The organism is Vreelandella massiliensis, from assembly GCF_900155385.1.
In the GTDB taxonomy this organism is placed as follows: Bacteria; Pseudomonadota; Gammaproteobacteria; order Pseudomonadales; family Halomonadaceae; genus Vreelandella; species Vreelandella massiliensis.
On the sequence record NZ_LT699745.1, the window covers coordinates 1,427,038 to 1,451,929 of the forward strand.

Annotated in this window: 24 protein-coding genes; 17 read left to right on the forward strand and 7 right to left on the reverse strand. The window is 59.5% G+C overall.

All coding sequences use genetic code 11. From position 1 onward, the window contains the following. Nucleotides 1-20: 20 nt before the first annotated feature. The 6 genes from putP to BQ9846_RS11415 form a co-directional block, all read right to left on the reverse strand. Nucleotides 21-1,496: a sodium/proline symporter PutP gene (gene putP / locus BQ9846_RS11390; protein ID WP_075881078.1), complete on the reverse strand. Its 1,476-nt coding sequence runs from the start codon at nt 1,494-1,496 to the stop codon at nt 21-23. 47 nt (nt 1,497-1,543) lie between these two features. Further along, entirely contained in the window at nt 1,544-4,735 is a 3,192-nt protein-coding gene (gene putA, locus BQ9846_RS11395) for a bifunctional proline dehydrogenase/L-glutamate gamma-semialdehyde dehydrogenase PutA (RefSeq protein WP_075881079.1), read from the reverse strand. A gap of 181 nt (nt 4,736-4,916) precedes the next feature. Continuing rightward, nucleotides 4,917-5,753, reverse strand: a complete 837-nt coding sequence (locus tag BQ9846_RS11400) for an AraC family transcriptional regulator (protein WP_075881080.1) — start codon at nt 5,751-5,753, stop codon at nt 4,917-4,919. An 86-nt stretch (nt 5,754-5,839) separates the two neighbouring features. Beyond that, nucleotides 5,840-7,210, reverse strand: a complete 1,371-nt coding sequence (gene iscB, locus BQ9846_RS11405; RefSeq protein ID WP_075881081.1) for an RNA-guided endonuclease IscB — start codon at nt 7,208-7,210, stop codon at nt 5,840-5,842. A gap of 307 nt (nt 7,211-7,517) precedes the next feature. After that, nucleotides 7,518-7,877: a hypothetical protein gene (locus tag BQ9846_RS11410; protein ID WP_075881082.1), complete on the reverse strand. Its 360-nt coding sequence runs from the start codon at nt 7,875-7,877 to the stop codon at nt 7,518-7,520. A 260-nt stretch (nt 7,878-8,137) separates the two neighbouring features. Next, nucleotides 8,138-8,545 carry a CBS domain-containing protein gene (locus tag BQ9846_RS11415; RefSeq protein WP_075881083.1) on the reverse strand — a complete coding sequence of 136 codons (408 nt, stop codon included), beginning with the start codon at nt 8,543-8,545 and terminating at the stop codon, nt 8,138-8,140. Between the two features lie 248 nt (nt 8,546-8,793). Between BQ9846_RS11415 and BQ9846_RS11420 the strand changes: the two genes are divergently transcribed. The 10 genes from BQ9846_RS11420 to BQ9846_RS11465 all read left to right on the forward strand — a co-directional run bounded on the left by BQ9846_RS11420 (nt 8,794) and on the right by BQ9846_RS11465 (nt 17,433). Beyond that, a complete protein-coding gene (locus tag BQ9846_RS11420; protein ID WP_075881084.1) occupies nt 8,794-9,345 on the forward strand; it encodes a YqaE/Pmp3 family membrane protein in 552 nt (183 codons plus the stop codon). Nucleotides 9,346-9,430: 85 nt separating this feature from the next. Next, complete coding sequence (locus BQ9846_RS11425) at nt 9,431-10,300, forward strand: carboxylate/amino acid/amine transporter (RefSeq protein ID WP_075881085.1); 870 nt, start codon at nt 9,431-9,433, stop codon at nt 10,298-10,300. 62 nt (nt 10,301-10,362) lie between these two features. Further along, entirely contained in the window at nt 10,363-11,298 is a 936-nt protein-coding gene (locus tag BQ9846_RS11430) for an NAD(+) kinase (RefSeq protein WP_075881086.1), read from the forward strand. A gap of 2 nt (nt 11,299-11,300) precedes the next feature. After that, nucleotides 11,301-12,302 carry a metallophosphoesterase gene (locus BQ9846_RS11435; protein WP_075881087.1) on the forward strand — a complete coding sequence of 334 codons (1,002 nt, stop codon included), beginning with the start codon at nt 11,301-11,303 and terminating at the stop codon, nt 12,300-12,302. Nucleotides 12,303-12,510: 208 nt separating this feature from the next. After that, complete coding sequence (locus BQ9846_RS11440; RefSeq protein ID WP_075881088.1) at nt 12,511-13,359, forward strand: rhomboid family intramembrane serine protease; 849 nt, start codon at nt 12,511-12,513, stop codon at nt 13,357-13,359. Between the two features lie 32 nt (nt 13,360-13,391). After that, the gene (locus BQ9846_RS11445) at nt 13,392-13,676 is read left to right on the forward strand and encodes a YeaC family protein (protein ID WP_075881089.1); all 285 of its coding nucleotides are present in this window, start codon (nt 13,392-13,394) and stop codon (nt 13,674-13,676) included. A 43-nt stretch (nt 13,677-13,719) separates the two neighbouring features. Next, nucleotides 13,720-14,523, forward strand: a complete 804-nt coding sequence (locus tag BQ9846_RS11450) for a DUF2797 domain-containing protein (RefSeq protein WP_075881740.1) — start codon at nt 13,720-13,722, stop codon at nt 14,521-14,523. Between the two features lie 55 nt (nt 14,524-14,578). Further along, nucleotides 14,579-16,072, forward strand: a complete 1,494-nt coding sequence (gene zwf / locus BQ9846_RS11455) for a glucose-6-phosphate dehydrogenase (RefSeq protein ID WP_075881090.1) — start codon at nt 14,579-14,581, stop codon at nt 16,070-16,072. 1 nt (nt 16,073) lies between these two features. Then, nucleotides 16,074-16,739 carry a 6-phosphogluconolactonase gene (gene pgl, locus BQ9846_RS11460; protein ID WP_075881091.1) on the forward strand — a complete coding sequence of 222 codons (666 nt, stop codon included), beginning with the start codon at nt 16,074-16,076 and terminating at the stop codon, nt 16,737-16,739. Nucleotides 16,740-16,770: 31 nt separating this feature from the next. Beyond that, nucleotides 16,771-17,433, forward strand: a complete 663-nt coding sequence (locus tag BQ9846_RS11465; protein ID WP_075881092.1) for a bifunctional 4-hydroxy-2-oxoglutarate aldolase/2-dehydro-3-deoxy-phosphogluconate aldolase — start codon at nt 16,771-16,773, stop codon at nt 17,431-17,433. Nucleotides 17,434-17,462: 29 nt separating this feature from the next. On the opposite strand, the gene edd is transcribed toward BQ9846_RS11465, so the two are convergent. Then, nucleotides 17,463-19,352 carry a phosphogluconate dehydratase gene (gene edd, locus BQ9846_RS11470; protein ID WP_075881093.1) on the reverse strand — a complete coding sequence of 630 codons (1,890 nt, stop codon included), beginning with the start codon at nt 19,350-19,352 and terminating at the stop codon, nt 17,463-17,465. 99 nt (nt 19,353-19,451) lie between these two features. On the opposite strand from edd, the gene cobT reads away from it, so the two are divergent. Genes cobT through BQ9846_RS11505 form a run of 7 tightly spaced genes read left to right on the forward strand, consistent with a single transcriptional unit; the run spans nt 19,452 to nt 24,882 of the window. Further along, nucleotides 19,452-20,504 carry a nicotinate-nucleotide--dimethylbenzimidazole phosphoribosyltransferase gene (cobT, locus tag BQ9846_RS11475; RefSeq protein ID WP_075881094.1) on the forward strand — a complete coding sequence of 351 codons (1,053 nt, stop codon included), beginning with the start codon at nt 19,452-19,454 and terminating at the stop codon, nt 20,502-20,504. Between the two features lie 27 nt (nt 20,505-20,531). Next, nucleotides 20,532-21,512: an adenosylcobinamide-phosphate synthase CbiB gene (cbiB, locus tag BQ9846_RS11480; protein WP_422821884.1), complete on the forward strand. Its 981-nt coding sequence runs from the start codon at nt 20,532-20,534 to the stop codon at nt 21,510-21,512. Further along, nucleotides 21,509-22,603 carry a threonine-phosphate decarboxylase CobD gene (gene cobD / locus BQ9846_RS11485; RefSeq protein ID WP_075881096.1) on the forward strand — a complete coding sequence of 365 codons (1,095 nt, stop codon included), beginning with the start codon at nt 21,509-21,511 and terminating at the stop codon, nt 22,601-22,603. Before cbiB ends, cobD begins: the two co-directional genes overlap by 4 nt. Further along, nucleotides 22,600-23,154 (forward strand): bifunctional adenosylcobinamide kinase/adenosylcobinamide-phosphate guanylyltransferase, encoded by a 555-nt coding sequence (locus BQ9846_RS11490; RefSeq protein WP_075881097.1) that lies wholly within the window; start codon nt 22,600-22,602, stop codon nt 23,152-23,154. The genes cobD and BQ9846_RS11490 overlap by 4 nt, the downstream gene beginning before the upstream one ends. Further along, a complete protein-coding gene (gene cobS / locus BQ9846_RS11495) occupies nt 23,151-23,909 on the forward strand; it encodes an adenosylcobinamide-GDP ribazoletransferase (RefSeq protein ID WP_075881098.1) in 759 nt (252 codons plus the stop codon). The genes BQ9846_RS11490 and cobS overlap by 4 nt, the downstream gene beginning before the upstream one ends. Next, nucleotides 23,861-24,496 carry a histidine phosphatase family protein gene (locus tag BQ9846_RS11500; protein WP_075881099.1) on the forward strand — a complete coding sequence of 212 codons (636 nt, stop codon included), beginning with the start codon at nt 23,861-23,863 and terminating at the stop codon, nt 24,494-24,496. The genes cobS and BQ9846_RS11500 overlap by 49 nt, the downstream gene beginning before the upstream one ends. Continuing rightward, a complete protein-coding gene (locus BQ9846_RS11505; RefSeq protein ID WP_075881100.1) occupies nt 24,448-24,882 on the forward strand; it encodes a bifunctional adenosylcobinamide kinase/adenosylcobinamide-phosphate guanylyltransferase in 435 nt (144 codons plus the stop codon). The genes BQ9846_RS11500 and BQ9846_RS11505 overlap by 49 nt, the downstream gene beginning before the upstream one ends. Nucleotides 24,883-24,892: the final 10 nt, after the last annotated feature.

Genomic DNA, 24,892 nt, shown 5'->3' on the forward strand with positions numbered 1-24,892 from the left:
CAGTACTGGCCAGAAGCCGTTTAGGGTTGATCGAAAGTATCGAACTCGGCGGTGATCTCCTCGCTCGGCGCGGATGTGGCAAGACTTGCCACCACGATGGCGATATAAGCGAAGATGACCCCAGGCACGATCTCGTACAGGTCGAACAAGCCGCCCGAAAGCTCGGCCCACACCACTACGGTCACGCCACCGACGATAATACCGGCAAGCGCTCCCCACTGGTTCATACGGCGCCAGAATAGCGCCATGATCAGTGCCGGACCGAAGGCGGCGCCGAAGCCAGCCCAGGCATACGAGACGAGCCCGAGGACGTTAGAATCGGGGTTAAGCGCGAGCAAGTACGCCAGAATCGCAATACCGATGACCGCGAAGCGGCCGACCCAGACCAGCTCAGTCTCACCAGCGTCTTTGCGCAGCAGCGCCTTATAGAAGTCGTCGGTGAGCGCAGAAGACGACACCAAAAGCTGGGAATCGGCGGTGGACATCACAGCGGCCAAAATGGCGGCCAACAGGACACCGGCAATCACCGGATGGAAGATGGCATTGACCATGATCATAAAGATGGTTTCGCCATCGCCAAGCTCACGTTCGATAAAGCCTACGCCCAGAAGGCCCACGGCGACCGCGCACACAAGCGTGAGCGCTGACCATGTGACGGCGATGCGACGCGCTGCAGGAATTTCCCGCTCACTGCGAATCGCGGCGAAACGCGCCAGGATGTGCGGCTGGCCAAAATAGCCAAGGCCCCAAGCCAGTGAACTGACGATGCCGACAAAGGTCAGCGCCTCTCCCGTGGAGGCATCGCGGAACCAGCTCAGCATGTGCTCGCTCTGGGCGGCCAACGCTTCGCCTGCCCCTGTGCTGCCAATGTCCATGAAGGCGATGACGGGCACGATTAAAAGCGCGGCGGCCATCATCAACCCTTGAATCAAATCGGTCCAAGAGACCGCCAAAAAGCCCCCGAAGAAGGTGTACGAGATAATGGCCACGGTGCCGATGGTCACTGCGATGGTGTAGTCGTAACCAAAGACCGTCTCGAATAGCTTGCCTCCTGCGACCAAGCCGGAGCTGGTGTAAAACAGGAAGAACAGCAAGATAAAGACGGCGGAGATAACGCGCAGTAGCTGGGTATTATCGCGAAAACGTTTGGCGAAAAAGTCCGGCAGGGTCAACGAGTCGCTGGCCTTGAAGCTGTAAAGACGCAAACGGCGCGCAACGATCAGCCAGTTAAGCCAGGTGCCGATCAAAAGACCAATGGCGATCCAGCTTGCCGAGATGCCGCTGACATAGGCCGCCCCGGGCAGGCCCAAGAGCAGCCAGCCCGACATGTCCGATGCGCCGGCCGAGATCGCTGAGGTCCACGGCCCCAACGAGCGCCCGCCCAAGATATAGTCAGAGAGGTTGGTGGTACGCTTATAAGCAATGATCCCTATAACCAGCATCAGTAGCAGGTACGCTACGAAGGTGAAGGCTATCGCTATATTGTTTTCAACCATGAGACGGTTCCTTTTCAGGGAGTTCAGGGTAGTAGTGTGAGAGCGACTTATTCATCGCCCAGCGCCAGGAGTGACGCGTTGCCACCAAGGGCGGCGGTGTTGTTGGTGATCGTTTTTTCAGTGGCAAAGCGGTAGAGATAGTGCGGTCCGCCCGCTTTGGGCCCGGTACCCGAAAGCCCTTGGCCACCAAAGGGTTGAACACCGACGACGGCACCAATGATATTACGGTTGATGTACACATTACCCGCGCGAATTTTCTGCGCTACGTCAGCAGCAAAGGATTCATTACGGCTATGCACGCCAAAGGTTAGGCCATAACCCCGGCCATTAATGTCATTGATGACACGGTCCAACTCTTTTGACTTGTAGCGCACGATATGCAGCACCGGCCCGAACTGCTCTCGGGTGAGGGCATTGATGCTGTCGATCTGAAACGCGACGGGGGCGATGAAGGTGCCATGTTGTGTGTGCTCGGCGCTCATGGGGGTTTCGGCAATCAGGCGGCCTTCGCCCTTTAAGGTATCAATATGCGCTTGCAGGTTCTTGCGGGCCTCTTCGTCAATCACCGGGCCAACGTCGGTGCCCAAATCTCTTGGGTCGCCGACGCGCAACTCATTCATGGCGCCTTTCAGGATGGTGATCACCCGGTCGGCGACGTCGTCTTGCAAGTAGAGCACGCGCAGCGCTGAACAGCGCTGCCCGGCGCTTTGAAACGCGGATTGAATGACGTCGACCACCACTTGCTCCGGCAGCGCGGTGGAGTCGACGATCATGGCATTCATGCCGCCGGTTTCGGCGATTAGCGCGGGGAGCGGCGCGTTTTCACGCGCGGCGAGCGCGCGGTTGATAATCTGCGCGGTATCGGTGCCGCCGGTAAAGACCACCCCGGTAATACGTGGGTCGGAGGTGAGTACGCTCCCCACGGTGGGGCCATCGCCCGGCAGTAGCTGTACCACGTCGCGTGGCATGCCGGCTTCGTAAAGAAGCTCAATCACCCGGTGGGCGACAATCGAGGTTTGCTCGGCGGGCTTGGCGAGCACGGTATTGCCCGATACGGCGGAGGCCACGACCTGACCGCAGAAGATCGCCACCGGGAAGTTCCACGGGCTAATCGCCGCGAAAACGCCCTTGCCGCCCATCATCAAGCGGTTGGATTCGCCGGTGGGGCCGGGCAGCTCCAGCGGTTCGGCAAAGATCTCTTCCGCGCGCATGGCGTAGTAGCGGCAGAAGTCGACCGCCTCTTTGATCTCATCCACGCCGTCGGTAAGGAGCTTGCCGCCCTCGCGGGAGCACAGCGTCATCAGCTCTGCTATGTGGGTTTCCATCAGGTCCGCGAGGCGGCGCAGGATGGCGGCCCGCTCGCTCACAGGAGTGGCTTCCCAGCGGGGGAAGGCATTCCAAGCGGCGTCAATCGCTTTGGACGTTTGCTCCTTGGTCGTCCACTGCACGCTACCCACGCTTTTGCGCCGATCAAACGGGCTGTTGATGCTATGGGTATTGGCGGCGTCATCCGCTACGTCAAACGCCAGCAACGGCTTTGCCGGGTAAGGCGTCTCCATGAACGTCGCCATCTTATCCATCAACGGATAGTAGTGGCTGCGAATGTTCAGGTTGACGCCACGCGAGTTGCGACGTTTGGGACCGAAAATATCCTTGGGCAGCACAATGCGCGGGTTAGCGAAGGTTTTATGCTGGCGCAGGGTTTCAACCGGATGTTGGCACAGCGACTCTATGGGCACATCGGGATCGACGATTTGATGCACGAAAGAGGAGTTGGCGCCGTTTTCCAGCAGGCGGCGAACCAGGTAGGGGAGCAAGTCCTTATGCGCCCCCACCGGCGCGTAAATACGGCAGTAGGTGCCCTTGGGGGCACGCGTGAGCGCGGCGTCGTAGAGGGCTTCGCCCATGCCGTGCAGGCGCTGAAACTCAAACGGGCGGCTGTCGCGGTTGGCGAGCTCCAAAATCGTCGTGACCGTGTGGGCGTTGTGCGTGGCGAACTGGGGAAAGATTCGCCCTTTGGTGTCACTGGAAAGCAAAAACTGCGCGCAGGCAAGATAGGCCACATCGGTGCACGCTTTGCGCGTGTAGACGGGGTAGCCCTCGACGCCTAGCTGCTGCGACTCTTTGATTTCGCTATCCCAGTAGGCCCCCTTGACCAGGCGCAGCGGAATCTCATCGCCTTGCTGTTCCGCCAGGCGATTGATGTAGTGCAGCACCGGCAGCGCACGCGTGGAGTACGCTTGTATGACGAGGCCAAAATGCCCCCAACCCTTGGCGGCATCGCTTTCGTAGATGGCGCGGAACACTTCCAGTGAAAGCTCCAGGCGGTCGACCTCTTCGGCATCGATGGTGACCGCGACGTTCAGTTCGCGAGCTTGACGCACCAGCTTGATGACGCTGTCGACGAGCTCGGTTAAGACTTGCTCGCGACGGCCAAATTCGTAGCGCGGATGCAGCGCGGAGAGCTTGATGGAGATCGACGGCGCCGGCGTTTTGTCGCTTAAGCTTTGGCAGGCTTTGCCGACTTGCTGGATAGCGCGCGCGTAATCGTCAAAATAGCGTTTGGCATCATCCCGGGTGCGGGCCGCCTCGCCGAGCATATCGTAGGAGTAGGTGTAGCCCTTGTTGAAAAGCGGCTTGGAGCGTTTGAGCGCTTCATCGATATCGCGGCCCAGCACGAACTGCTTGCCCATGATCTTCATCGCCTCGAACATGGCGCGACGAATCACCGGCTCGCCCATGCGATTGACCATGCGATTGATAAAGTTGGCCGGCTGCCCCTCTTTGGGGTGGTCCATTTTGAGCACGCGACCGGTCATGAGTAAGCCCCAGGTAGAGGCATTGACCATCCAGGACTCGCTTTTGCCCACATGGGATTGCCAATCCGCCGGGCCGAGTTTGTCTTCTATCAAGGCATCAGCGGTCGCTTTGTCGGGAATACGCAGCATGGCTTCCGCCAAACACATCAGCATCAGGCCTTCATGCGTATCCAGGCTGTACTGTTGTAGCAGTTCATCGATGGTGTCGACGGCGGTATCCATCTCGCGCACTTCACGCACAAGTGAGGCGGTGTTCGCTTCAATGCGCGCAAAGTCGTCACGGTCAGCGTCGATGACGTTAATCAGCTCGTTAACAAAGCGGTCTTCATCGACGATATAGTGGTCGCTGACCCGCGCCAGCAGCGTGTCGAGATCGGTTTGCCAGATGGCAGGGTCACGCAGTTTCTTAGCGTTGAGCATTGAAGCCCCCAAAAGTCAGAGCAGGAACGAATTGGGTTACAGCGCGGATAGCCCGCGTTAACGTTCGAATGTAGAGCGCGCCGGCGCGAGCTGCATGTCTAAAGCACGGCAAAACGTGTCAAATTCATGGCAAACGCATGAACTTTTAGACCTAAGTCGCGTTCTGGGCGTTAGATTTACGTTAGTCGAGCTTTTGGGGAGCTGCCAATGCGCTGGTCAACGGGGTGTTGACCAAAGGGGTGTTTAACGTAGTGCGGTGAGCGCCTTCGCGAAAGTAGCGTGGGGCGATGCCGTAGCGGCGACGGAACGCATGAGAGAGAGCGCTTTGATTGGCAAAGCCCGTTTGTAGGGCGATATCGGTCAGGGGTAAGCGGCTTTGCAGCAGTAGTTGGCGCGCGGCATTTAGGCGCTCACGGCGTACGTACTGCCAGGGGGACAGGCCCGTTTGGGCGCGAAAGCGAGCCGAAAAGTGGGCTTCGCTTAAACAGGCCAAGCGAGCAAGGTCAGCGACGCGCAATTCTTCGCTAAGATGGTGCTGAATATAGCGGTGGATATGGGCCAGATTAAGGCGCTCGCGCTGCACCGTCGGGTCATCCCCTAGGCGAGACTTGAGCGCGCCAAGCAGGGTAACGGCGAGACGGTCGTGCTGGAAGTCATCGCTGCGCTGAGGGCTCTGCACGATTTCACTGTCTAAAAAAGCCAAGTAGTGACGCAGCGCGGTATCGAGAGAAAAAAACCGTGGTGCATCAAAGAGCGCCACCAGTTCTCGATGCTCACCGGAAAGCGCTGGCGCCTGTTCGGGCAGGTCTAAAATCAGTTGGCGGTTGTGCTTGTTGCCCGAGTAGTAGTGCTCATGATTGGCCGGAACAATGCAGCCAGAAAAGGCGTTAACGTGACCACCCAGGCCCTCGATTTCAAATTCAGCTTCACCGCAAACGGTAATCACAATCTGATGAAAGTCGTGCGCGTGGTGACGGGTGGCGGTATCTAGGGGGAGGTGGCGAATGGTACTGAGCATAGCGGTCTCCTCATCAGATTTTGCGCGGGATACCCGGTACTTCTAGTGCCGGGAGGGATAGCGCGTCGCTCGCAGAGCGACCTGGATTACGCCACCGCTTTTCCCGCTCCTCCTTTGTGGTTAACGGGTGGTGTGAGGTGATAGCCGTAGCCATCGCCGCGTTGGATCACGGTGCAGTATTTGTGCGAAATGCCTTGCACCGCACCCTGCTCGGTTTGGATGTTGAAGCTGCCCGTCTTGCGCACCGCGACACGGCCGGCATGGGTGCCGGCTTTCTTGCCGGTGGGCACAATGGCCTTGACCATATCGCCGGTCTGAAAGCCGTGCACCTGCTTCTGGCGCATTAGGTAGCCGCGCGGAAAACCGTGTTTTGTTAAGCGGGTACGCTGGTAGCTGCCGCGTCCGGTGCATTTGATGGTGAGGGTTGGCACCGTCCAGTCGTGCAGCAAATCGAACGCGCCGACACAGGCCGCATCCAGCGCATGGGTCTTGGGAATGTCGAGCCGCTGACGATTGTATTTGGTGCGTCCGCCGCTCGTCACGGCCACCGGCAAGCCGGTGGCGTTGAGCGCATTAAATAGCGCCCAGCGCGTGGCATTGACCGCATTGGCATCGCGGAGCGGTTGTTTAAGCTGGCGCTGTACGCGCTCCAGCCGCGCGCCCGCTGACAGGCCGTTAGCCTTGAGGCGCTTTTTCAGGCCTTTGTCGGTGGCGAAAAAAGTCGCCAAGGGTAGTGAGTCCTTGGCCTGGTTGCAGTCGTGGCAGGCTATCGTCAAGTTGCTGACGCGATTGCAGCCACCGCGCGAGCGCGGCACCACATGCTCCATTTCCAGCGGCGTATCGGCGGTGCCGCAGTAGGCGCACTCCCGACCCCATTTCTCCAGCAGGTACTCGCGCACCTCGTAGCCGAGCAGGGTGCCTTGCTGGTACTCGACGCCGCTGATCTCGGGGTTGTCGAGTTGCTGGGTATCAAAGCGCACCAACTCCTGGCTGATGCCAGTGATCGGCGCCAACTTGCTGAGTCGTTGTACCCAGGCCATGACCGTATCCACCCGATGCTGCAATGACGGTGGCAACCAGCCGGCTTTGCGCGTCCGGTTGTCGAAACGTGGTGCGCGATAGCGCAAATTGGCCGTGCGCCGGCGACGCCGAAAGGCGGCGCGTTGCTGTAATGCCTTCTTGATCTGGTACCCACGATGCACCAGATCAAACAGGCACAGCACATGCCGTTGCTCGCCCGCTGACTCACGCATCAGTGCCAACCCGGTGGTCTTGCTGCCGGGATCAAGTCCCAGGCGAAGCGGTTGCGTCTCACCACCCACCCGATCCTTGAGCCGGATCGTGAACGGATAGCGTTTATGCACCACGGCACGGCCGCGATCCAGCAGCAACCGAGCGCGTTTTTCGCTACACGGCATTAACGGCTGCTTGTGCTTGTCCCATACGAAAACCGCCATGCGATTTCCTCCTTAAACGTACCCTTACGGGTCTGGTGTCGCGGGGCTGGCGCCCCATCTCCCCTCGGGAATGTCGATAACCGGCTCCTGCCAACGATACTGATATCGGCAGCGATCAAGACCTTCGGCGTTACCTAAGCGCCAGCATGATCCTGACCTTTCAGAGCAGCGGACTGGGTGAAGCATCCACTGGTGAGTCTTGACGACCTGTTATCAACGTAGCGGCTGTACTGCCCGCTTTCCCTGGTCAACTAGGCTTGCTTTCACAAGCCTCTCCCTTCAGGGAGAGGTAGTTGACAAGCACGGTTTAGGGTTGGCGTAGCGCCGTGTGCGCGGCAAGGTGGTCACGCAATGCCTTTAACTCGGCTTGGCCTTTTTTGTCCAGCAGCGGTTTCCCCTGCGCAATTTGCCAGCGCCGACCATGCTCCTCCATTAGGCGTGCCGCCCGGCGGCGAACCCCGTCTAAGTACTCATCGTGGCGAATGGGGTAGCCAATAATCGCGTTCCACTCGCTTTCGCTGACTTGGCTCTCCAGCGCTTGATCGAATAGGCGCAGCAGATCCTTGGGCTCAGTGCGGTAGCGCGGCGTGCGAGCGGTGAGCAGAATGCCGACGGCGCTTGCAATCACCAGCAAGCATACGCCGAATACGAGGAAAAAAAGCGCCATTTATCCCTCTCTTGGGGTGAGGAAACTGTGGGTAAAAACCGCCCGTTGATTATACGCGCACGTTGCGTGGGAGAAAATTCGTTAGGCTGGCGAACTTTTTCGCATTGCGCTGTCAGATAGGGTGACAGGCAACAGGCGTTATCAGTCGCTAAAGGTGACTTGTAAAGTTTTTAGGTTTGTTGCACTGGCTATTGTTTTCGATCCCTTGCTTCCGCTGCTCAATGAGCAGCGGTTTTTTTTGGGTAAGCGATGGGCTCACGTCAATGGCGGCGAATTTTGAGTAGCGCAATCAGAACATCGCGACGGGTGACGGTGCCGACGAGTCGGTTTTGCTCCACCACAGGGTAAATTTTGGGCTTTGGCCCACGCATCTCTTGAGCGAGGTCCGTAATGCTCTTATTGGGTGAAACGCTTAACACCTCATTGCGCATCATCTCTTTCACCAACGGCGCCTCGCCATCGTTATACACGCTATCAAGCACTTGACCGAGTACGTCTTGTTCAGAGATAAAGCCGATGAGCCGGTCGGCGCTATCCACCACTGGCGCGCCCGGTAAACGGTGAAGCGCAAGTCCCTGGGCGAGGGTGGTGACCGACGCTTCGGGAGAGACGCGGTAACAGTCGCGGGACATAATGTCGCGAACGGTATCGGGCTGTTTTTGACTCATGGCTGTGCTCCTTAGAACTTTCTCTAGAACTCTTTCTTATAGAACTCTCTTTTAGAACTCTCTGGCTGGCCGCTCGTCTGATGTACGGCAGGTTCAGCGCTAATGCCCTGAGTGACAATAAACGGACGCGTCACGCGTATGGGTACCCATTTACTGTAGACAGGAGATTGGTGAGGTTCGAACATCGTTTTCAACGCTAGTGGTATATCAAGGTGCCCGTGGGTTATCTATAAAGAGGAGCGGATATCATGGATGCGCGTGAGTATTTAAATCGTAAGGGCGTGGGAATCGAACGTGATCCCGAACGCCCCAATACGCTAGAAGAAAAAGCCTGGGAGCGGGCGCGGGGGGCAGGGCATAAACGCCCTAAAGCCGGTACGCCACACGATTGGGAGGAGTGGGAACGCTACCACGATGACCTCGCCGAAGACGCGGACACCCTGGAGCAAAAAATTGATAAAGAGGCTCACCGCCGTGCTGAGCAAGCCCGTGCGAACGAGAAAAACGCTTCACAAACCTCTTCAGCTAGCCGCGCACGTGTCGAACACTTTACCCCGCCGGCTTCGTCGCCCAAGCCGAACACCGCCTCAGAAGAAGCGGCTGCTTCGCCGGCAGCGCTTCCAGCAGGCTTTAAGGCCGCCTATGTAGCGCTTGCGGTGCTGCTGCCACCGCTTGCGGTGGGGCTCCTTAGCGGCGGCGCACGCCGCGTTTTGATAGCCCTCGGGTTGACGCTTCTGCTCTGGGTGCCGGGTGTCGTTTACGCCGTGAAGTACACCGCGACAAGTCTTAAGCGAGATTAAGGTAGGCGGTTTCCACGCTTATCGCTTGGCAGAGTTAATGAGCGGGGTATAATCGTGTTAACTTTATTTTTGCTAGAGGTTTACCATGTCTTACCTGGTTGGCGTCACGGCGCTTTGGGCCTTCTCCTTTTCTTTGATTGGCGTGTATCTCGCCGGGCAGGTGGATAGCTATTTCGCCGTGCTGATGCGTGTCGCCTTGGCGGCACTGGTATTTCTGCCTTTCTTACGCCCACGCCTTTTAAGCGGTAAGCAGCGGCTCACGTTGATGGCCATCGGCGCGGTGCAGCTAGGGGTGATGTATATTTTCTTTTATCAGTCCTTCTTGCTGCTCTCCGTGCCCGAAGTGCTGCTATTTACTATCTTCACGCCGATTTATATCGCCATGCTCGATGATTTGATGTTCGGTCGCTTTACTCCGTTTTATCTACTGACAGCGCTACTCGCGGTGATCGGGGCGGCGGTTATCCGCTACGACGGCATTGACAGCGGCTTTTGGGCCGGCTTTTTGGTGGTGCAGGGGGCCAATCTCTGTTTTGCACTGGGGCAAGTGGGCTACCGGCGTTTAGACGCCGAACTGCCGGCGACGCTGCCTTGGCATAATGTTTTCGGTTGGTTCTTCTTGGGTGCCATGGTCGTGGCGCTGCCGGCCTTTTTGCTGCTGGGTAGTGCCGCCGCGCTGCCAACGAGTGGTTGGCAGTGGGCGGTGCTGGTGTGGTTGGGGCTTGCGGCTTCGGGCGGCGGCTACTTCTTGTGGAATCGCGGCGCCACCAGGGTAGATGCGGGTACCCTTGCGATCATGAATAATGCTTTGATTCCTGCAGGGTTGCTGGTCAATTTGCTGATCTGGAACCGTGAGGCGGATTTGGCGCGCTTGGCGCTTGGCGCGCTCATTATCGCCTTTTCGCTGTGGCTTAATCACTGGTGGCGCGAGCATCGGGGCTATCAAACCGCTTAAGCCGATTTGCCCGCTGTGATGCGGATAGTGATAATGGGGCCTCATCTCAACGAGCTGGCCCCATGACGCATCAGTCCTCACTGCCATCGCGACCGCCAACGGGAACCGCCTCCGCTTATCGTCCGTTCACGACCATTGGCTTGATTGGTCGGCTGGGCAGTCAAAAAGTGGTCGATTCGCTCAGGCGCCTAGTGACTTACCTCACCGATAACGGCTATCAAGTGCTGGTCGAAGACCGCACCGCCACGGTGATTCCCGATCACGGCCAGCCCGAAGCCAGCCGCCGGGTACTCGGTGAGCTTTGCGACCTGGTCATCGTGATTGGCGGCGATGGAAGCCTCTTGGGGGCGGCGCGAACGCTGTGCAATACCGGCACATTGATTCTAGGCGTTAACCGCGGCCGGCTAGGCTTTTTGACCGATATCTCTCCGGATGAGTTGGAAACGCGCGTCGGCGAGGTGCTCGCCGGGCAGTTTGAGCGCGAAGAGCGCTTTCTGCTCGATGCCGAGCTCTACCGGGATGGTGTGGCCGTGGGCAGTGGCGAAGCGCTCAACGAAGTCGTCGTGCATCCCGGCAAAGCCGTACGCATGATCGAGTTTGAACTCTTCATCGATGGCCAGTTTGTGTATAGCCAGCGCAGCGATGGATTGATTGTGGCGACCCCGACCGGCTCAACGGCTTACGCCCTTTCCGGGGGAGGCCCCATCATGCACCCCAAGCTCGATGTGGTGACGCTGGTGCCGATGTTTCCGCACACTCTCTCAAGCCGCCCGATTGTGGTCGATGCCGCCAGCGAAATCCGCATTCATATCGGCGAAACCAACCAAACCTATCCGCACATCAGCTGCGATGGGCAAACCCGCGCCGTGGCCAAACCCGATGATGTACTGGTCATCACCCGCAAACCGCAGCGCGTTCAGCTAGTGCATCCGCTGGGGCACAACTTCTACGAGGTGTTGCGCAGTAAACTGGGGTGGAGCCACCGGCTAGGAGATTGAGCATGGCGGCACGTAACAGCGAAGGTTACGATTTGATCGGCGATATTCACGGCTGCGGTGCCACGCTTTCCGCGCTGCTGGAAAAGCTCGGCTATACCCAGCACGGTGGGGTCTATCGTCACCCCAAGCGCAAGGTGATTTTTCTGGGTGATCTGATCGATCGCGGCCCGCGTATTCGTTTAGCGGTCTCGATTGCACGGCGCATGGTGGAAGCCGGCGAGGCGCATATTGTCATGGGTAACCACGAATACAACGCCTTGGCGTACTGTCATCCGGCCCCCGCTGGCAGCGGTAAGCGCTGGTTGCGTGAGCACACGCCGCGCCACAACCGCATCATCGAGGACACGCTGGCGCAGTATCGCGATCACACCAACGAGTGGGAAGACACCCTGGCCTGGTTCAAGACAATCCCGCTCTGCCTTGAGCTTGAGGGGATTCGCGTCGTACACGCCTGTTGGGATGCAACGCTGATCGATCAGCTGCTTAAACGTCGCCCGGATGCCTGCATGGACGATGCGTTTCTGGTCGAATCCACCGACCCCTCGACGCAAGCCTTTCGCATTCTCGACTGTTTGACCCGGGGCACGCATATCCCTTTGCCCAGCGGTATTGAAATCCACTCCGGCGATGGCTTTACCCGCAAAAGCTTTCGAACCCACTTTTGGAGCCGAGCGCCGCAAGTCTGGGGCGATGTGGTCTTTCAGCCGGATAACCTGCCCGGTGATTTAGAGGCGCGGCCTCTGACCGACGCGCAGCGTGAGCGGCTAAGTTATTACGGCCCCGATGAGCCGCCTCTTTTTATTGGCCACTACTGGTGCGAAGGGATTCCGGCGCTGCCGGCGGTCAATATCGCCTGTTTAGATTACAGTGCGGTTAAATACGGGCGTTTGGTGGCGTATCGGTGGAGCGGCGAAACCGAGCTCAGCGCCGATCATTTCGTTTGGGTGCGGGTGCCCAAAGAAGAAAATGCCTTGCCTAATCAGTGGGAAGTGGATTCCGTTTAAGCAAAGTTTAAAAAGATACATTTTATTACATATTTTTCTGGCGAAAAGGCTGAACTTCGCATGCCACCGGCTATCAGAGTAAGTGTTCCCTTGAATGATCCCTTGCTTTTTACCCGGCGGTCCCCTCCGTCGGGTTTTTTTCGTTTATGGCCCGCTCAAGGCGTGTCGCTTCAAGGTCGAGCCTTCTCGTCAATAGGGAGATACCCCGATGCACCCCGTTATGCTCTTGCCCCATGATGCCGATACCCGGGCGCTGCGCCAGGCCCTTTGGCAGCACCGTATAGGGCACCGCATCACGGCTGAAGCCGATGGCCAGCTCATTTGGGTGGCTGACCCCCATCAGCACGCCGAGCTACAAGCGTTAGTGCAGCGCTGGGAGAAGGGCGAGCCGCTGATGCTCGCGCGCCCCTCGCGGCGCTCCCAACGCACAACGGATGTACTGCCGGCGTTACGGCGCGTGCCAGTCACGGCGGCGATGATCATGGTCAGCTTATTGATATTCGCCTTGATTGGCGTGTTCGGTGATTTGCTCATCGTGAGCTTAACCATCGTGCCGGTGGGTATCGCCAACGATGAGCTGGTATTTGGCGCGTTATCGACCACGATCAGCAGCGGCCAGATTTGGCGCCTGCTCTCACCCGCTTTTTTGCACTTTGGCTGGATGCACCTGATTTTTAACCTGATGTGGGTGTGGTACTTCGGTCGTCAAATCGAAATACTTCAAGGCAGTCGCACCATGCTGCTTCTGTTGCTCTTGGCTGGGGTGGGCGCCAACCTGGCGCAGTACGCCACCGGCACGGTGCTTTTTGGCGGTATGTCGGGCGTGGTGTATGCGCTATTAGGCCACGTGTGGTTAATGTCGCGACGCGCGCCCCAAAGCGGTTTTTTTGTTCCCACCATGCTCGTGGTATTCATGCTTGGCTGGATGGTGTTCACCATGACCGATGCGGCGGAGAGCATTGGTTTTGGTAACGTGGCGAACGAGGCGCACCTAGGCGGGCTGCTCGTGGGATTGGTGACCGGCTGGTTTGCGTCGACGCGGCGACGGCGGCGTTAGTGTTTAAGACATGCGATGAGGAGACGTTGATAATGAGCGACATGACGTTCGATAAAATGATTAACCAGATGACCCCGGCGATTTACGAAAGCCTGAAGCAGGCGGTTTCGCTGCGCAAATGGCCGGATGGTCGGCGCTTGACGCCCGAACAAACCGAACTCTGTTTGGAAGCCGTGATGCGTTACGAAGTAGAAAACAACGTTCCCGAAGAGAACCGCGTCGGCTACTTAGAGCAGCGCACCTGCGGTGCCAGCGCCACCGGTCAAGGGGTGTCGCCGGAAATGGCCGGGCTTGCCAGGGACGCCACTCGTGGCTGATAGCGGTGTTGAGGAAAGTGAGCTGCGCGGCTGCTTGAAAAAAATGGCGATTGCACCCGCGGCAAATGCTCGGTTACCCGTCGATTACGCGCTTCGGGCGGGGGAGCATGCGCTGACACTGAATGACAAGCTGGGTCGGCTGCTTTCGCTTGAATGGAGCGGGGCCATTGCGTGTACCCATTGCGGGCGCGCGACAAAAAAGAGCTTTGCTCAAGGGCACTGTTACCCTTGTTTCAAGCGGCTAGCGCGATGCGATACCTGCATCGTCAAGCCCGAAACTTGCCACTTTTTTCGCGGCACTTGCCGCGAGCCGGAGTGGGCCCAGCAGCACTGCTTTCAGCCTCACGTGGTGTATCTGGCTAACTCCTCGGGAGTGAAAGTGGGAGTGACTCGCAAAACGCAGATGCCGACTCGCTGGCTGGATCAGGGCGCCATTCAAGCGTTGCCGATTTTAGAGGTCGATACACGCCAACAGGCGGGCTTTGTCGAAATGCTGTTCAAAGAGCAGGTGAGTGATCGCACCAATTGGCGTGCGATGCTCAAAGGCGAGGTGGAGCCGCTCGATTTGTGCGCCGAGCGCGACCGGCTGTTTAGCCAGCTCAAGAGCGGCTTGAATCAACTCAAAGCAGAGCACGGCGAGGACGCCATTCGCCCCCTGGAGGCAAGCGCGCATACGTTTACCTATCCGGTGAGCGATTTCCCGCGCAAGATCGTCTCGCACAACTTGGATAAAAATCCCCGAGTGGAAGGCGTGTTGCAGGGGCTTAAAGGGCAATACCTGTTGCTGGATACCGGCGTGATCAACCTGCGCAAGTTTACAGGATATGAAGTATCGCTAAACTTCTAGCAAGACGCTCTTTAAAGCGAGCGTAGGCAGAAACCGACGAAGGGAGCCAGGCACGATGAGAGAACGCGCGGATACGCTGGGTGACCCCGACCATGCTATCGACTTGGCGATTTTTGGCGCCCTAGGCGATTTGGCCCAGCGTAAGTTACTGCCGGCGCTCTACCAGCTCGACCGAGAAGGGCTGCTGCCGGCAGAGACCCGTATCATGGGGCTGGCACGCCACGATCACGACGCGTCCTCGTTTCAAAATCAGGTAAGTAACACGCTACGCGCGCGAGTCAAAAGCGAAGAGCAGGACGAGAAAACCCTGACGCGTTTTTTGTATCGCCTCGACTATTTAAAGCTCGATTTTACGAAGCCGGAGGGGTTCACCGCCATTCGCCGTTGGCGGGAGGGTTCGCCGCGGCCGATGGTGGTCTATCTTTCCGTGGGCGCTAAACTCTACGGCGATATTTGCCGCCATCTGGGGGAGAGCGGCAGCGTTGGCGAGGCGGATCGCGTCGTGGTGGAGAAGCCGATCGGCTTTGATCTCGACTCTTCCGAGGCGATCAACGACGCCATCGGCAGTGTCTTTCCCGAATCGCGTATCTATCGCATCGACCACTACCTGGGCAAAGAGACGGTGCAAAATCTCATTGCGCTACGTTTTGCCAACCCGCTGTTCGGTACACAGTGGAACCAGAACCATATTTCCCACGTGGAAATCACCGTCGCCGAAAAAGTGGGTATCGAAGGACGCTGGGGCTATTTCGACGAAGCAGGGCAGCTGCGTGACATGGTGCAAAACCATCTGCTGCAGCTGTTGTGTCTCATCGCCATGGACCCTCCCTCCAACCTGGATGCCGACGCTATTCGCGACGAAAAGGTCAAAGTGCTTAAAGCGCTCAAGCCCTTCACCGGTGAGGCGCTCGGACGCGATGTGGTACGCGGGCAGTACATTGCCGGTACTACTGACGGGCAGCCGGTGCCAGGGTATTTAGAAGAGGAGAGCGCCAACGCGCAGAGCCAAACCGAAACCTTCGTGGCCATGAAAACCGAGGTCGCGAATTGGCGCTGGGCGGGGGTGCCGTTTTACCTACGCACCGGCAAGCGGATGCCGGAAAAGCTCTCACAGATCGTGATCCACTTTCGTCAGCAGCCGCACTACATTTTCGACCCTGACCAGCGCGATTTAGCGGCGAATAAGCTGATTATTCGCTTGCAGCCGGAGGAGGGGATGGCGCTGCAGGTGCTGACCAAAGATAGCGGCCTGGATAAAGGCATGCGCCTGCGCCCTGGTCCGCTACACCTGGATTTCAACAGTGCCTTCCCCAAGTCGCGTATTCCCGATGCCTACGAGCGCCTGCTACTGGAAGTGATGAAAGGGCAGCAGTACCTGTTTGTGCGTCGCGACGAAGTGGAGCATGCCTGGCGCTGGTGCGACCGGCTGATCGACGGCTGGCAATCCCGCGAGACCCCGCCAAGGCGCTACCCGGCGGGCTCCTGGGGGCCGGTCGCCTCGATCGCGATGATCACCCAGGATGGCCGTAGTTGGTACGAGGATTATTGACATGAGCCAAGCCCGCCAACAACTCGCCGAACAACTGGCCGAGGCCGTGGCCGAGGGCCTGCGCGAGGATTTAAAGCATCAGGCGCGCGCGTTATTGGTCGTTTCCGGCGGCTCCACCCCGGTGGCGTTTTTTCAGGCGCTGGCCGCGATGTCGCTGCCCTGGGCGCGGGTGGATGTGACGCTCGCCGACGAGCGCTGGGTGGACGAACAAAGCGCCGACAGCAACGCCAACCTAGTGCGCGAGCACCTGCTGCAAGGCGATGCCGAAAGCGCCCCTTTTATTTCGCTTACCACGGCGGACGAGACCCCAGAAGAGGGGGCCGCCGAGGTCGCTAAGCGCCTGGAAGCGCTCAGCTGGCCCGCCAGTGCCGTGGTGTTAGGTATGGGGGGCGATGGCCATACCGCGTCGCTATTCCCCGACAGCCGAGAACTTGGGCTGGCGCTGACGACGGCCGAGGCGGTGGTGGCCGTGCGTTCACCGAGCCAGCCTTTGGCGCGTATCACGCTCTCGGCGGATCGGCTTCACCAAGCGCGGCGCCACTTCGTGCATATTACCGGTGAGGAGAAACGCGCGGTGCTGGCAAATGCGCTGCAGGGTGACGATGCCCGCCAGCTCCCCATTCGCGCCTTTTTCTCTTGTCCGCTTGCGATTTATTGGGCGCCTTAGGTGCCGCCACGCTTTACTAGGAGATGAATGGATGACACTCGATAAACAGCTACCCTCTACCCGTACTGCCGAGCTCGATAGCATCTGCCTCAAGGCGGAGGTGATTCCCGTGATCAGCGTGGAGCGCTTGGAAGATGCAGTGCCGCTCGGCCGCGCCCTGGTCGAGGGCGGGATTACCGTGCTGGAGGTCACGCTGCGTACCGACTGTGCGCTGGACGCCATAAAGCGCATGCGCGACGCGCTGCCCAGCGCTAGCGTCGGAGCGGGCACGGTGTTGACCCCGGCGCAGTATCGTCAGGCGGAGCAGGCAGGGGCAGATTTTGTCGTGACCCCCGGCGCCACCGAGGCGCTTTACCGCTATGGGGTTGAAAGCACCGTGCCGATGCTGCCCGGCGTGGCCACCGTGTCTGAAGTCATGTCCGGCTGGCAGTATGGGTATCGTCGCTTTAAGTTTTTTCCCGCGCTCTACAGCGGCGGCATCGGTGCGCTCAAAGCTTTTGCCGGCCCCTTACCCGAAGCGCGTTTTTGCCCCACTGGAGGGATCACCTTTGACAACGCCAGCGAATACCTCGCCTTAGATAACGTCATGTGCGTGGGAGGCTCGTGGCTAACGCCAAAAGCGCTGATCGATGAGGAGAACTGGGGCGCGATTCGCGAACTCGCGCGCCAAGCCGCCGAGCAGTTTCACCACTGATCGCGTCGCCCTTGGGCTTCCCGACACGCCTAAGCGTCTTCGTCGTGAATTTGCCCCTCCTGGCGGGCGAGATCGTCGGCCTCGAAACCGCCGAAAACGCTCGCACCTTCATCACCGCGCATCGCCAGGTGGCGAAAGCCACCGAAGAGTTCACGGCCTAGGCCGACGTGGTAGTGGTCCAGCGTCCCGACGACGAGCTGCCGCTCGGCCCAGGTCTCTGTTTCGACCAAGGCTTCCAGCGTGCCGGCGTTGGCATCCAAGCGCACGGTATCGCCGTCGCAAAGCTTGGCAAGCCCGCCGCCATCGAGCGCTTCGGGGCTTAGGTGAATCGCGGCGGGTACCTTGCCCGAGGCGCCCGACATACGGCCATCGGTGACCAGCGCCACGTTAAACCCACGGTCTTGCAGCACGCCGAGATAAGGCGTCAGCTTGTGCAGCTCCGGCATCCCGTTGGCTTTGGGGCCTTGAAAACGCACCACCGCGATCACGTCGCGATCAAGCTCGCCCGCTTCAAACGCTCCCTTAAGGTCGTTCTGATCCTCAAAGATTTTGACCGGCGCTTCAACCACGCGGTGCGCCTCGCTCACCGCTGATACCTTGATGACCCCGCGGCCCAGGTTGCCATCGAGTACCGTCAAGCCGCCCGTGGCGGCGAACGGTGTGGCCACCGGGCGCAGGACGTTCTCATCGAGGCTTTTCTCGGGGCCTTCGCGCCAAGTGAGCTTACCGTCTTCAAGGCAAGGCTCCTGCGTGTAGGCAGTGAGATCAGTGCCCGACACGGTGGGAATGTCGCCGTGAATCAGCCCCGCGCCGAGCAATTCGCGCAGCAGGTAGCTCATGCCGCCCGCTGCCTGGAAGTGGTTAATATCGGCCTGGCCGTTGGGGTAGACCCGCATCAGGCTGGGGGTGACGGCGGAAAGTTCGGTGAAATCGTCCCAGGTGAGCGTAATGCCCGCCGCCGCTGCCATGGCGATGAGGTGGAGCGTGTGGTTGGTCGAGCCGCCGGAGGCGAGCAGACCCACGACCGCGTTGACGATGGCCCGCTCGTCGATTTGTTGGTAGAAGGGGCGGTACTCGCCGCCGGGTTCGCTGTTACGGATGGCCTGTTCGGTGGCGTAGCGGGTCAGCGCCTCGCGTAACGGCGTACAGGGGTTCACAAACGAGGTGCCGGGCAAATGCAGGCCCATCATTTCCATCATCAGCTGGTTGGAGTTGGCCGTGCCGTAAAACGTGCAAGTGCCGGGGCTATGGTAGGAAGCCGATTCGGCGTCGAGCAGGTCCTCCCGGCTCGCCTTGCCTTCGGCATAGAGCTGTCGAATACGCGCCTTCTCTTTATTGGGCAGGCCGCTCTCCATCGGGCCTGCAGGCACAAACATCGCCGGCAGATGGCCAAAACGCGCGGCGGCGATGAAAAGCCCTGGCACGATTTTATCGCACACCCCAAGGTAGAGCGCGGCATCGAACATATTGTGCGATAGCCCCACGGCGGCGGCCATGGCGATCACATCGCGGGAGAAGAGCGAAAGCTCCATCCCCGGCTGGCCTTGGGTCACGCCATCGCACATCGCCGGGACGCCACCGGCAAACTGCGCGGTGGAACCCATGGCGCGGGCAGCGGTTTTAATGGTGCCGGGGAAAGTGGCGAAAGGCTGGTGGGCCGAGAGCATGTCGTTGTAGGCGGAAATAATGCCCAGGTTGGCGCTGTTCATCAGCTTGAGTGACGCTTTCTCCTCGGCGCCACAAGCGGCAAAGCCGTGCGCCAGGTTACCGCAGGAAAGCTCTCCACGGTGCACCCCGCGCCGGTGTTGGTCGGCCATGCGGGTTTCGTAAAGCGCACGCCGCTCGGCGGAGCGCTCTCGGATGCGCCGGGTGACCGCAATAAGGGTGGGATTCAGTTTAAGAGAGCCACTACTAACCATAGGCACCTCGTGTGGGAAGTGGAAGAGAGTGGGGCAGGTAAACCCAGGCCGGGTCTGCTACCATTCAGCGCCTTATATTAGCCCGCTTTGGAGCCTGCCATGTCTGATACCGTTTCTCAGTGGATTAGCCGTATTCAGCCCGTTGAGGACGAGGTGGGCGAGGCGGCGCACGCTTATCTTGACACGCTGACCAAGCCTCCCGGTAGCCTCGGCATGCTGGAGTCGCTTGCCATTCAGCTTAGCGCAATCACTGGCAATACGCGGTTTGAACCTAGCCCTCCGGGGGTGGTGGTATTTGCCGCCGACCACGGCGTGGCAGAGGAAGGAGTCTCGGCGTTCCCGAGTGCCGTTACCGCACAGATGGTGACCAACTTTGCCCAGGGTGGCGCGGCAATCAATGTATTTGCTCGCCAGGTAGGGGCGCACTTGGAAGTCGTGGATGTCGGTGTGGCTGGTGACATTGATGCTTACGGGGTAGTGGATGCCAAAGTACGGCGCGGCACAGCGAATATGGTGCACGAAGATGCCATGACGCGCGAAGAAGTCGGAGCGGCGATATCGGTAGGTATTGAAGCGGTAACTCGGGCTGCTGATGCTGGGTGTAAAAGTGTGATTGCCGGTGAGATGGGCATTGCGAATACCACGGCAAGTAGCGCGATGCTAGCGGCCTTAACCGCCGTACCGGTCGCCCAGGTCGTAGGGGTGGGTACCGGGATTAATAGTGCTCAGCTTAAGCACAAAGTGGCGGTCATTGAACGCGCACTTAATGCTCGAAAAGCCAATGCAGACGAGCCATTGGATGTTCTGGCTAAACTGGGTGGGCTTGAAATCGCCGCGATGACCGGCGCCTATTTAGCCGCAGCAGCGTATCGACTGCCCATCATCGTGGACGGTTTTATCGCCACTGTCACCGCCCTTACAGCATGCAGGCTCTGCCCAGCAGTGCGCGGCTACCTGATCTTTGGTCACCGCTCTCAAGAGGCCGGCCATCAGGTAGCGTTGGATACTCTGCAGGCGAAGCCTCTTTTGGACATGCAAATGCGTTTAGGGGAAGGAACCGGCGCGGTGCTGGCATTCCCCCTGCTGCGTGCTGCCAGCGCGATGATGGTGGAGATGTCGACGTTTTCCGATGCCGGTGTGGCGCCGTGCTAGCCGGTAAAACTCGCCATGATGCTTGAAATGCTACTCCTGGTCAGTGTCGCGATAGTGGTCGACCTTGTCGTCGGCGATCCTCGCTGCTTGCCGCATCCGGTGGTGGGGATGGGATGGTTGATTGCGGCGTTGGAAAAACGCTGGAATCAGGGTTCGGCGCTGACAAGGTGTGCTAAGGGAGCGCTGCTAACCATAGTCGTTGTGGGAGCGGTATTTGCCCTTGCCTGGGGTGGTCTTGCGGTGCTGGCGCAAATGCATCCGATGCTGGCGATAGCCGCGGAGATATGGCTGCTGGCGACCACGTTGGCCATCAAAGGGCTGCACAGTGCCGCCCTGGTTGTAGCGACGCCTCTTGCTCAGGGCGACCTCGTCGCCGCTCGCCAGGCACTGGCGATGATCGTGGGCCGCGATACCCATGCGCTTGAAGAGAGCGAGATCACGCGCGGCACAGTGGAAACCGTAGCCGAGAATACCGTCGACGGTATAACCGCACCGCTGTTTTTCGCGCTGATTGGTGGAGCGCCGCTGGCTCTGGCTTACAAGGCGGTAAATACGTTGGATTCCATGGTGGGTTACCGTAACGAGCGTTACGCGGACTTCGGCTATGCCTCGGCGAAGCTTGATGACCTGGCTAATTGGTTACCGGCGCGGCTAACCGCTGTGACGATCTGGCTGGCGGCGTTTTGCCTACCTGGAACCCGCAGACGGGGAACATTGAAAGGTGCACTAAAAGCCACCCGACGTGAAGCGCCAACTCACCCAAGTCCCAATAGCGGCTGGCCAGAAACCATGGTGGCACGGCTTTTGGGAATACAGCTAGGCGGGACCAACTATTATGCGGGTCAGCCGTCCCATCGCGCGCAGCTGGGCGAGCCGCTAGAACCCTTGAACGGGCGACATATCCACCGGGCGATTGCGTTGATGCATGGCGGTTGGCTGGTGTTTTGGCTGCTGATGGGAGGCGTGGTGTTGTTCAGGGAAGTACTGTTCAGGGAGGTGTTGACATGAACCCAGCCGTTGTAGCCTGGCCCAGCCACGGCGGCCAGGCATCGGCGCTTTTGGCTCGTTTCGGGTTGCCCGAACATCATCCGTTGATCGACTTCAGCGCCAACCTGAACCCTCTGGGGCCACCGGCTTGGGTGCCCGAACGCTTGGCCGAATTGGTCTCTGGCCTAGCGCGTTATCCGGCGTCGGATTATACAGCGGCGTGTGCCGCCATCGCCCACCATGAAAGCATCAGCCCCGAGCAGGTATTGCTGACCAACGGCGGCGCCGAGGCGATTTTCCTAAGCGCGGCCCTGCACGCGGGGGGCTGGGCGGGCATCGTGCAACCCACCTTCACCGAGTACGCCCGGGCTTGCAGGGCTTACGGCGTGGCAATAGCTTCCACCGCTTTGACTGGCCTGGATTTTAAGCTTGAGTGGGAAGCGCTCGGTACCACGCTCGAAGAGTGCGACGTGATGTTCCTCTGCCGCCCCAACAACCCCACCGCAACCCTGATTTCTCGTGCCACTATCGAAGCGTTACTCGAAATGGCGAGGGCGCGTGACTGTCGCCTGGTAATTGACGAAGCTTTCGTGGACTTTATCGTAGAGGACGATGAGCGTCTCACACCACTGCTGGCGCGCTTTGATAACCTTATCCTGTTGCGCTCCTTGACCAAGTTCTACACCTTGCCGGGCTTACGCCTGGGTTATCTGCTGGCGAATGCCGACACCGTCAATCAAGCCCGCTCTTATCAGCCTCCCTGGAGCGTCAATCATCTGGCTGCGGAGCTGGTGGCGCCGCTGCTAAGCGATACAGGTTTTCAGTCGCGCACTTTTCGCTGGCTGCGTGAAGAACACTCCCGCATGGCGAAGGCTCTCGGCGCTTGTGGGCTTGAGGTCGCCCCCAGCCGTGCCAACTTCTTTCTGGTGCGTCCTGAACCGGGCGGTGAGACCTGCGCGGCACTTTTCGAACGCCTTCTGCACAGCGGTATTCTGGCGCGTCATACGCATAACTTTCCGGGGCTTGAAGGCGACTGGCTGCGCCTGGCGCTACGCGATCGTGCCGACAATGACCGTCTGCTGGAAGCGCTGCAAAATGTGAGGGACGCATGATCGCTTTCATCAGTGGCGGGGCGCGTTCCGGCAAGAGCGAGGTGGCCGAACGTCTCACGCTTGAGTGGCAAAAAAAGCGAGGTGGCAAGCGTTACTACCTGGCCACGGCAACCGGCTCGGATGCCGAAATGACCGCCCGTATAGAGCGCCACCGCCGTGAACGCGGGCCCGGCTGGATCACCCTGGAGGCATCGTTTGCCCTGAGCACGGCGCTGGATGAGGTCGAGGCGGGCGGCACCGTGCTGCTGGATTGCCTGACCCTCTGGGCCAGCCGGGCGCTTTATGAAGCGGGGTTCGACGAGGCGAGGGGGCTCACGCAGCTAAGCGAACTGCTGGCCGAGGCGCGAAACCGCAGGATTGTACTGGTAGTAGTCTCCAACGATCTCAATGAGGACCTGCCACCCAGGGACGCCGAAACCTGGCGCTACCTGGACTTTCTTCAAGGCCTGCATCGTCGCCTTGCTCTCGATGCCGACAGGGTGATCGAAGTGGTGGCGGGGCTCGCCATCGAATGGAAGAAAGCGGCGCTTGACGCTAAGGAAACGCCATGAAAGACGCCGGTTTCGGCCTGCTGCTGGCCATTCAGTTCCTTACCCGGCTGCCGGTGCCTGTCGAGTGCCCTTGGCGCCCGGCGACTAGCCGCTGGGCGCTGCGCTGCTACCCGCTGGTAGGGCTGTTGCTGGGGGCGCTGCTGGCCGGTGTGGCGGCACTGCTACAAGGGCTGTTGCCCACGCCATTGCTGGCGCTTGCGCTACTCAGTGTATGGATCGGGCTTTCCGGGGGGTTGCACTTGGACGGCCTCATGGACGTGGCCGATGCCCTTGGCAGCAACATGCCGCTGGAACGTCGTTGGGAAATCATGAAAGATCCGCAAGTGGGCAGCTTCGGGATACTGGCGCTGGTCTTCCTACTGGCCTGGAAAGGGATGTTGCTGTGGGCATTACTAGAGGCCGACCTGCCGCTGGCATTGCTGGTGGCGATTCCGGCGCTTTCCCGCTTTGCTGCGGTGGCGCTATTGTGCCTGGCCCCTTGTGCCCGCCGCGAAGGGCTTGCCTGGGTGTGGCGACAACACCTTCGTCAGCGTGATCTGCCACTCTCATTTATACCGTTATCTTTGCTATTCCTATGGCTACCGCAATGGACGATACTGCTAGGCGGCCTGTTGGTGTTTGTGTCGTTGTATACGCTGGCGATGATCCGAAGCTTTACCGGTATCAATGGCGATATCGTGGGTGCCGCCATCGAAGGAGGAGAACTATGGCTGCTGCTGATCGGCTGGAGCTGGTGGTCGTTCGTCATGGCCTGACCGCCTGGAATCACGAGCGACGCTATCAGGGGCAACGCGATATACCCTTGCTGTTGCCTGAGGCCAATGCCGACTTGGACAGGTTACGTGACGGTTTTCTCAACGAACGTTTCGATGCCGTGCATTGCAGCGACCTGATACGTTGCCGCCAGACCCTGGCCCACGTGCTGAGTGAACCCCAGGTTTCGGCGCACTTCGATGCACGCTTGCGCGAGCTTGATTTTGGCGCTTACGAGGGCAAGTGCTACGAGGAACTTCAGGACATTGCCGGTTACCGGGCCTGGATCGACAGTCGGGGTGAGCAGGCGCCGCCGGGAGGAGAGTCGACCGCCGCCATGCGGGAAAGACTGAGCGGCTGGCTGGAGGATATGTTCACTGCCGCCGGCGCGGGGAAACACCGGCAGGTGCTGGCGGTGACCCATGGCGGGGTGATCAGGGAACTGCGCAGGCGCTTTGAAACCATCGATTTCTGGGAGGGCAGCGTCGGCCAGGCCCAGGGGCGATGCTTCACGTTTATTCACGTCCAGGGAGAATGGCAATGCAGCTCTTCATCGGCGGTGCCTGTGCTGGAAAACGCGACGCCGTAACTGCACGATTTCCCGAAGCGGTGTGGCATCGGTTGGTGCAGGGAAGCCCCTTGCCTCAGTTTTCGGAAACCTTGCCGCCTAAGACGAGAGTGCTGACCGGCTGGCTGGCCTGGATGGAAACCGCGCTCAAGACAGAGCCCGATGACGATGCGCTGCGTCAGGCAATGGCCACTGAACTTGAAACGTTGGCCGAAGCCGAGCGTCGGGGAGGCCCGGAAATCGTGCTGATCGTACCGGAAGTCGGGCGCGGTATCGTGCCGATGGCGGCCGAGGATCGCAGGCTTCGCGATCTTGCCGGTTGGCTGGCCCAGGACGCTGCTCGCTGCGCCGAAAAAACCTGGTATGTGCGCCATGGGTTGGTGATGAGGCTCGATGGTCACGGTTAAAATTGACCTC

Excerpts from the sequence above, each read along its gene's own strand:
- BQ9846_RS11400 (WP_075881080.1), bottom strand. The coding sequence starts at position 5,753 with ATGCTCAGTACCATTCGCCACCTCCCCCTAGATACCGCCACCCGTCAC.
- cobT (WP_075881094.1), top strand. The coding sequence starts at position 19,452 with ATGTCTGATACCGTTTCTCAGTGGATTAGCCGTATTCAGCCCGTTGAG.
- BQ9846_RS11415 (WP_075881083.1), bottom strand. The coding sequence starts at position 8,545 with ATGAGTCAAAAACAGCCCGATACCGTTCGCGACATTATGTCCCGCGAC.
- zwf (WP_075881090.1), top strand. The coding sequence starts at position 14,579 with ATGAGAGAACGCGCGGATACGCTGGGTGACCCCGACCATGCTATCGAC.
- cobS (WP_075881098.1), top strand. The coding sequence starts at position 23,151 with ATGAAAGACGCCGGTTTCGGCCTGCTGCTGGCCATTCAGTTCCTTACC.
- iscB (WP_075881081.1), bottom strand. The coding sequence starts at position 7,210 with ATGGCGGTTTTCGTATGGGACAAGCACAAGCAGCCGTTAATGCCGTGT.
- BQ9846_RS11440 (WP_075881088.1), top strand. The coding sequence starts at position 12,511 with ATGCACCCCGTTATGCTCTTGCCCCATGATGCCGATACCCGGGCGCTG.
- pgl (WP_075881091.1), top strand. The coding sequence starts at position 16,074 with ATGAGCCAAGCCCGCCAACAACTCGCCGAACAACTGGCCGAGGCCGTG.
- BQ9846_RS11465 (WP_075881092.1), top strand. The coding sequence starts at position 16,771 with ATGACACTCGATAAACAGCTACCCTCTACCCGTACTGCCGAGCTCGAT.
- BQ9846_RS11505 (WP_075881100.1), top strand. The coding sequence starts at position 24,448 with ATGCAGCTCTTCATCGGCGGTGCCTGTGCTGGAAAACGCGACGCCGTA.
- BQ9846_RS11435 (WP_075881087.1), top strand. The coding sequence starts at position 11,301 with ATGGCGGCACGTAACAGCGAAGGTTACGATTTGATCGGCGATATTCAC.
- putP (WP_075881078.1), bottom strand. The coding sequence starts at position 1,496 with ATGGTTGAAAACAATATAGCGATAGCCTTCACCTTCGTAGCGTACCTG.
- edd (WP_075881093.1), bottom strand. The coding sequence starts at position 19,352 with ATGGTTAGTAGTGGCTCTCTTAAACTGAATCCCACCCTTATTGCGGTC.
- BQ9846_RS11410 (WP_075881082.1), bottom strand. The coding sequence starts at position 7,877 with ATGGCGCTTTTTTTCCTCGTATTCGGCGTATGCTTGCTGGTGATTGCA.
- cbiB (WP_422821884.1), top strand. The coding sequence starts at position 20,532 with ATGCTACTCCTGGTCAGTGTCGCGATAGTGGTCGACCTTGTCGTCGGC.
- BQ9846_RS11490 (WP_075881097.1), top strand. The coding sequence starts at position 22,600 with ATGATCGCTTTCATCAGTGGCGGGGCGCGTTCCGGCAAGAGCGAGGTG.
- cobD (WP_075881096.1), top strand. The coding sequence starts at position 21,509 with ATGAACCCAGCCGTTGTAGCCTGGCCCAGCCACGGCGGCCAGGCATCG.
- BQ9846_RS11425 (WP_075881085.1), top strand. The coding sequence starts at position 9,431 with ATGTCTTACCTGGTTGGCGTCACGGCGCTTTGGGCCTTCTCCTTTTCT.
- BQ9846_RS11445 (WP_075881089.1), top strand. The coding sequence starts at position 13,392 with ATGAGCGACATGACGTTCGATAAAATGATTAACCAGATGACCCCGGCG.
- putA (WP_075881079.1), bottom strand. The coding sequence starts at position 4,735 with ATGCTCAACGCTAAGAAACTGCGTGACCCTGCCATCTGGCAAACCGAT.
- BQ9846_RS11430 (WP_075881086.1), top strand. The coding sequence starts at position 10,363 with ATGACGCATCAGTCCTCACTGCCATCGCGACCGCCAACGGGAACCGCC.
- BQ9846_RS11500 (WP_075881099.1), top strand. The coding sequence starts at position 23,861 with ATGGCTGCTGCTGATCGGCTGGAGCTGGTGGTCGTTCGTCATGGCCTG.
- BQ9846_RS11450 (WP_075881740.1), top strand. The coding sequence starts at position 13,720 with ATGGCGATTGCACCCGCGGCAAATGCTCGGTTACCCGTCGATTACGCG.
- BQ9846_RS11420 (WP_075881084.1), top strand. The coding sequence starts at position 8,794 with ATGGATGCGCGTGAGTATTTAAATCGTAAGGGCGTGGGAATCGAACGT.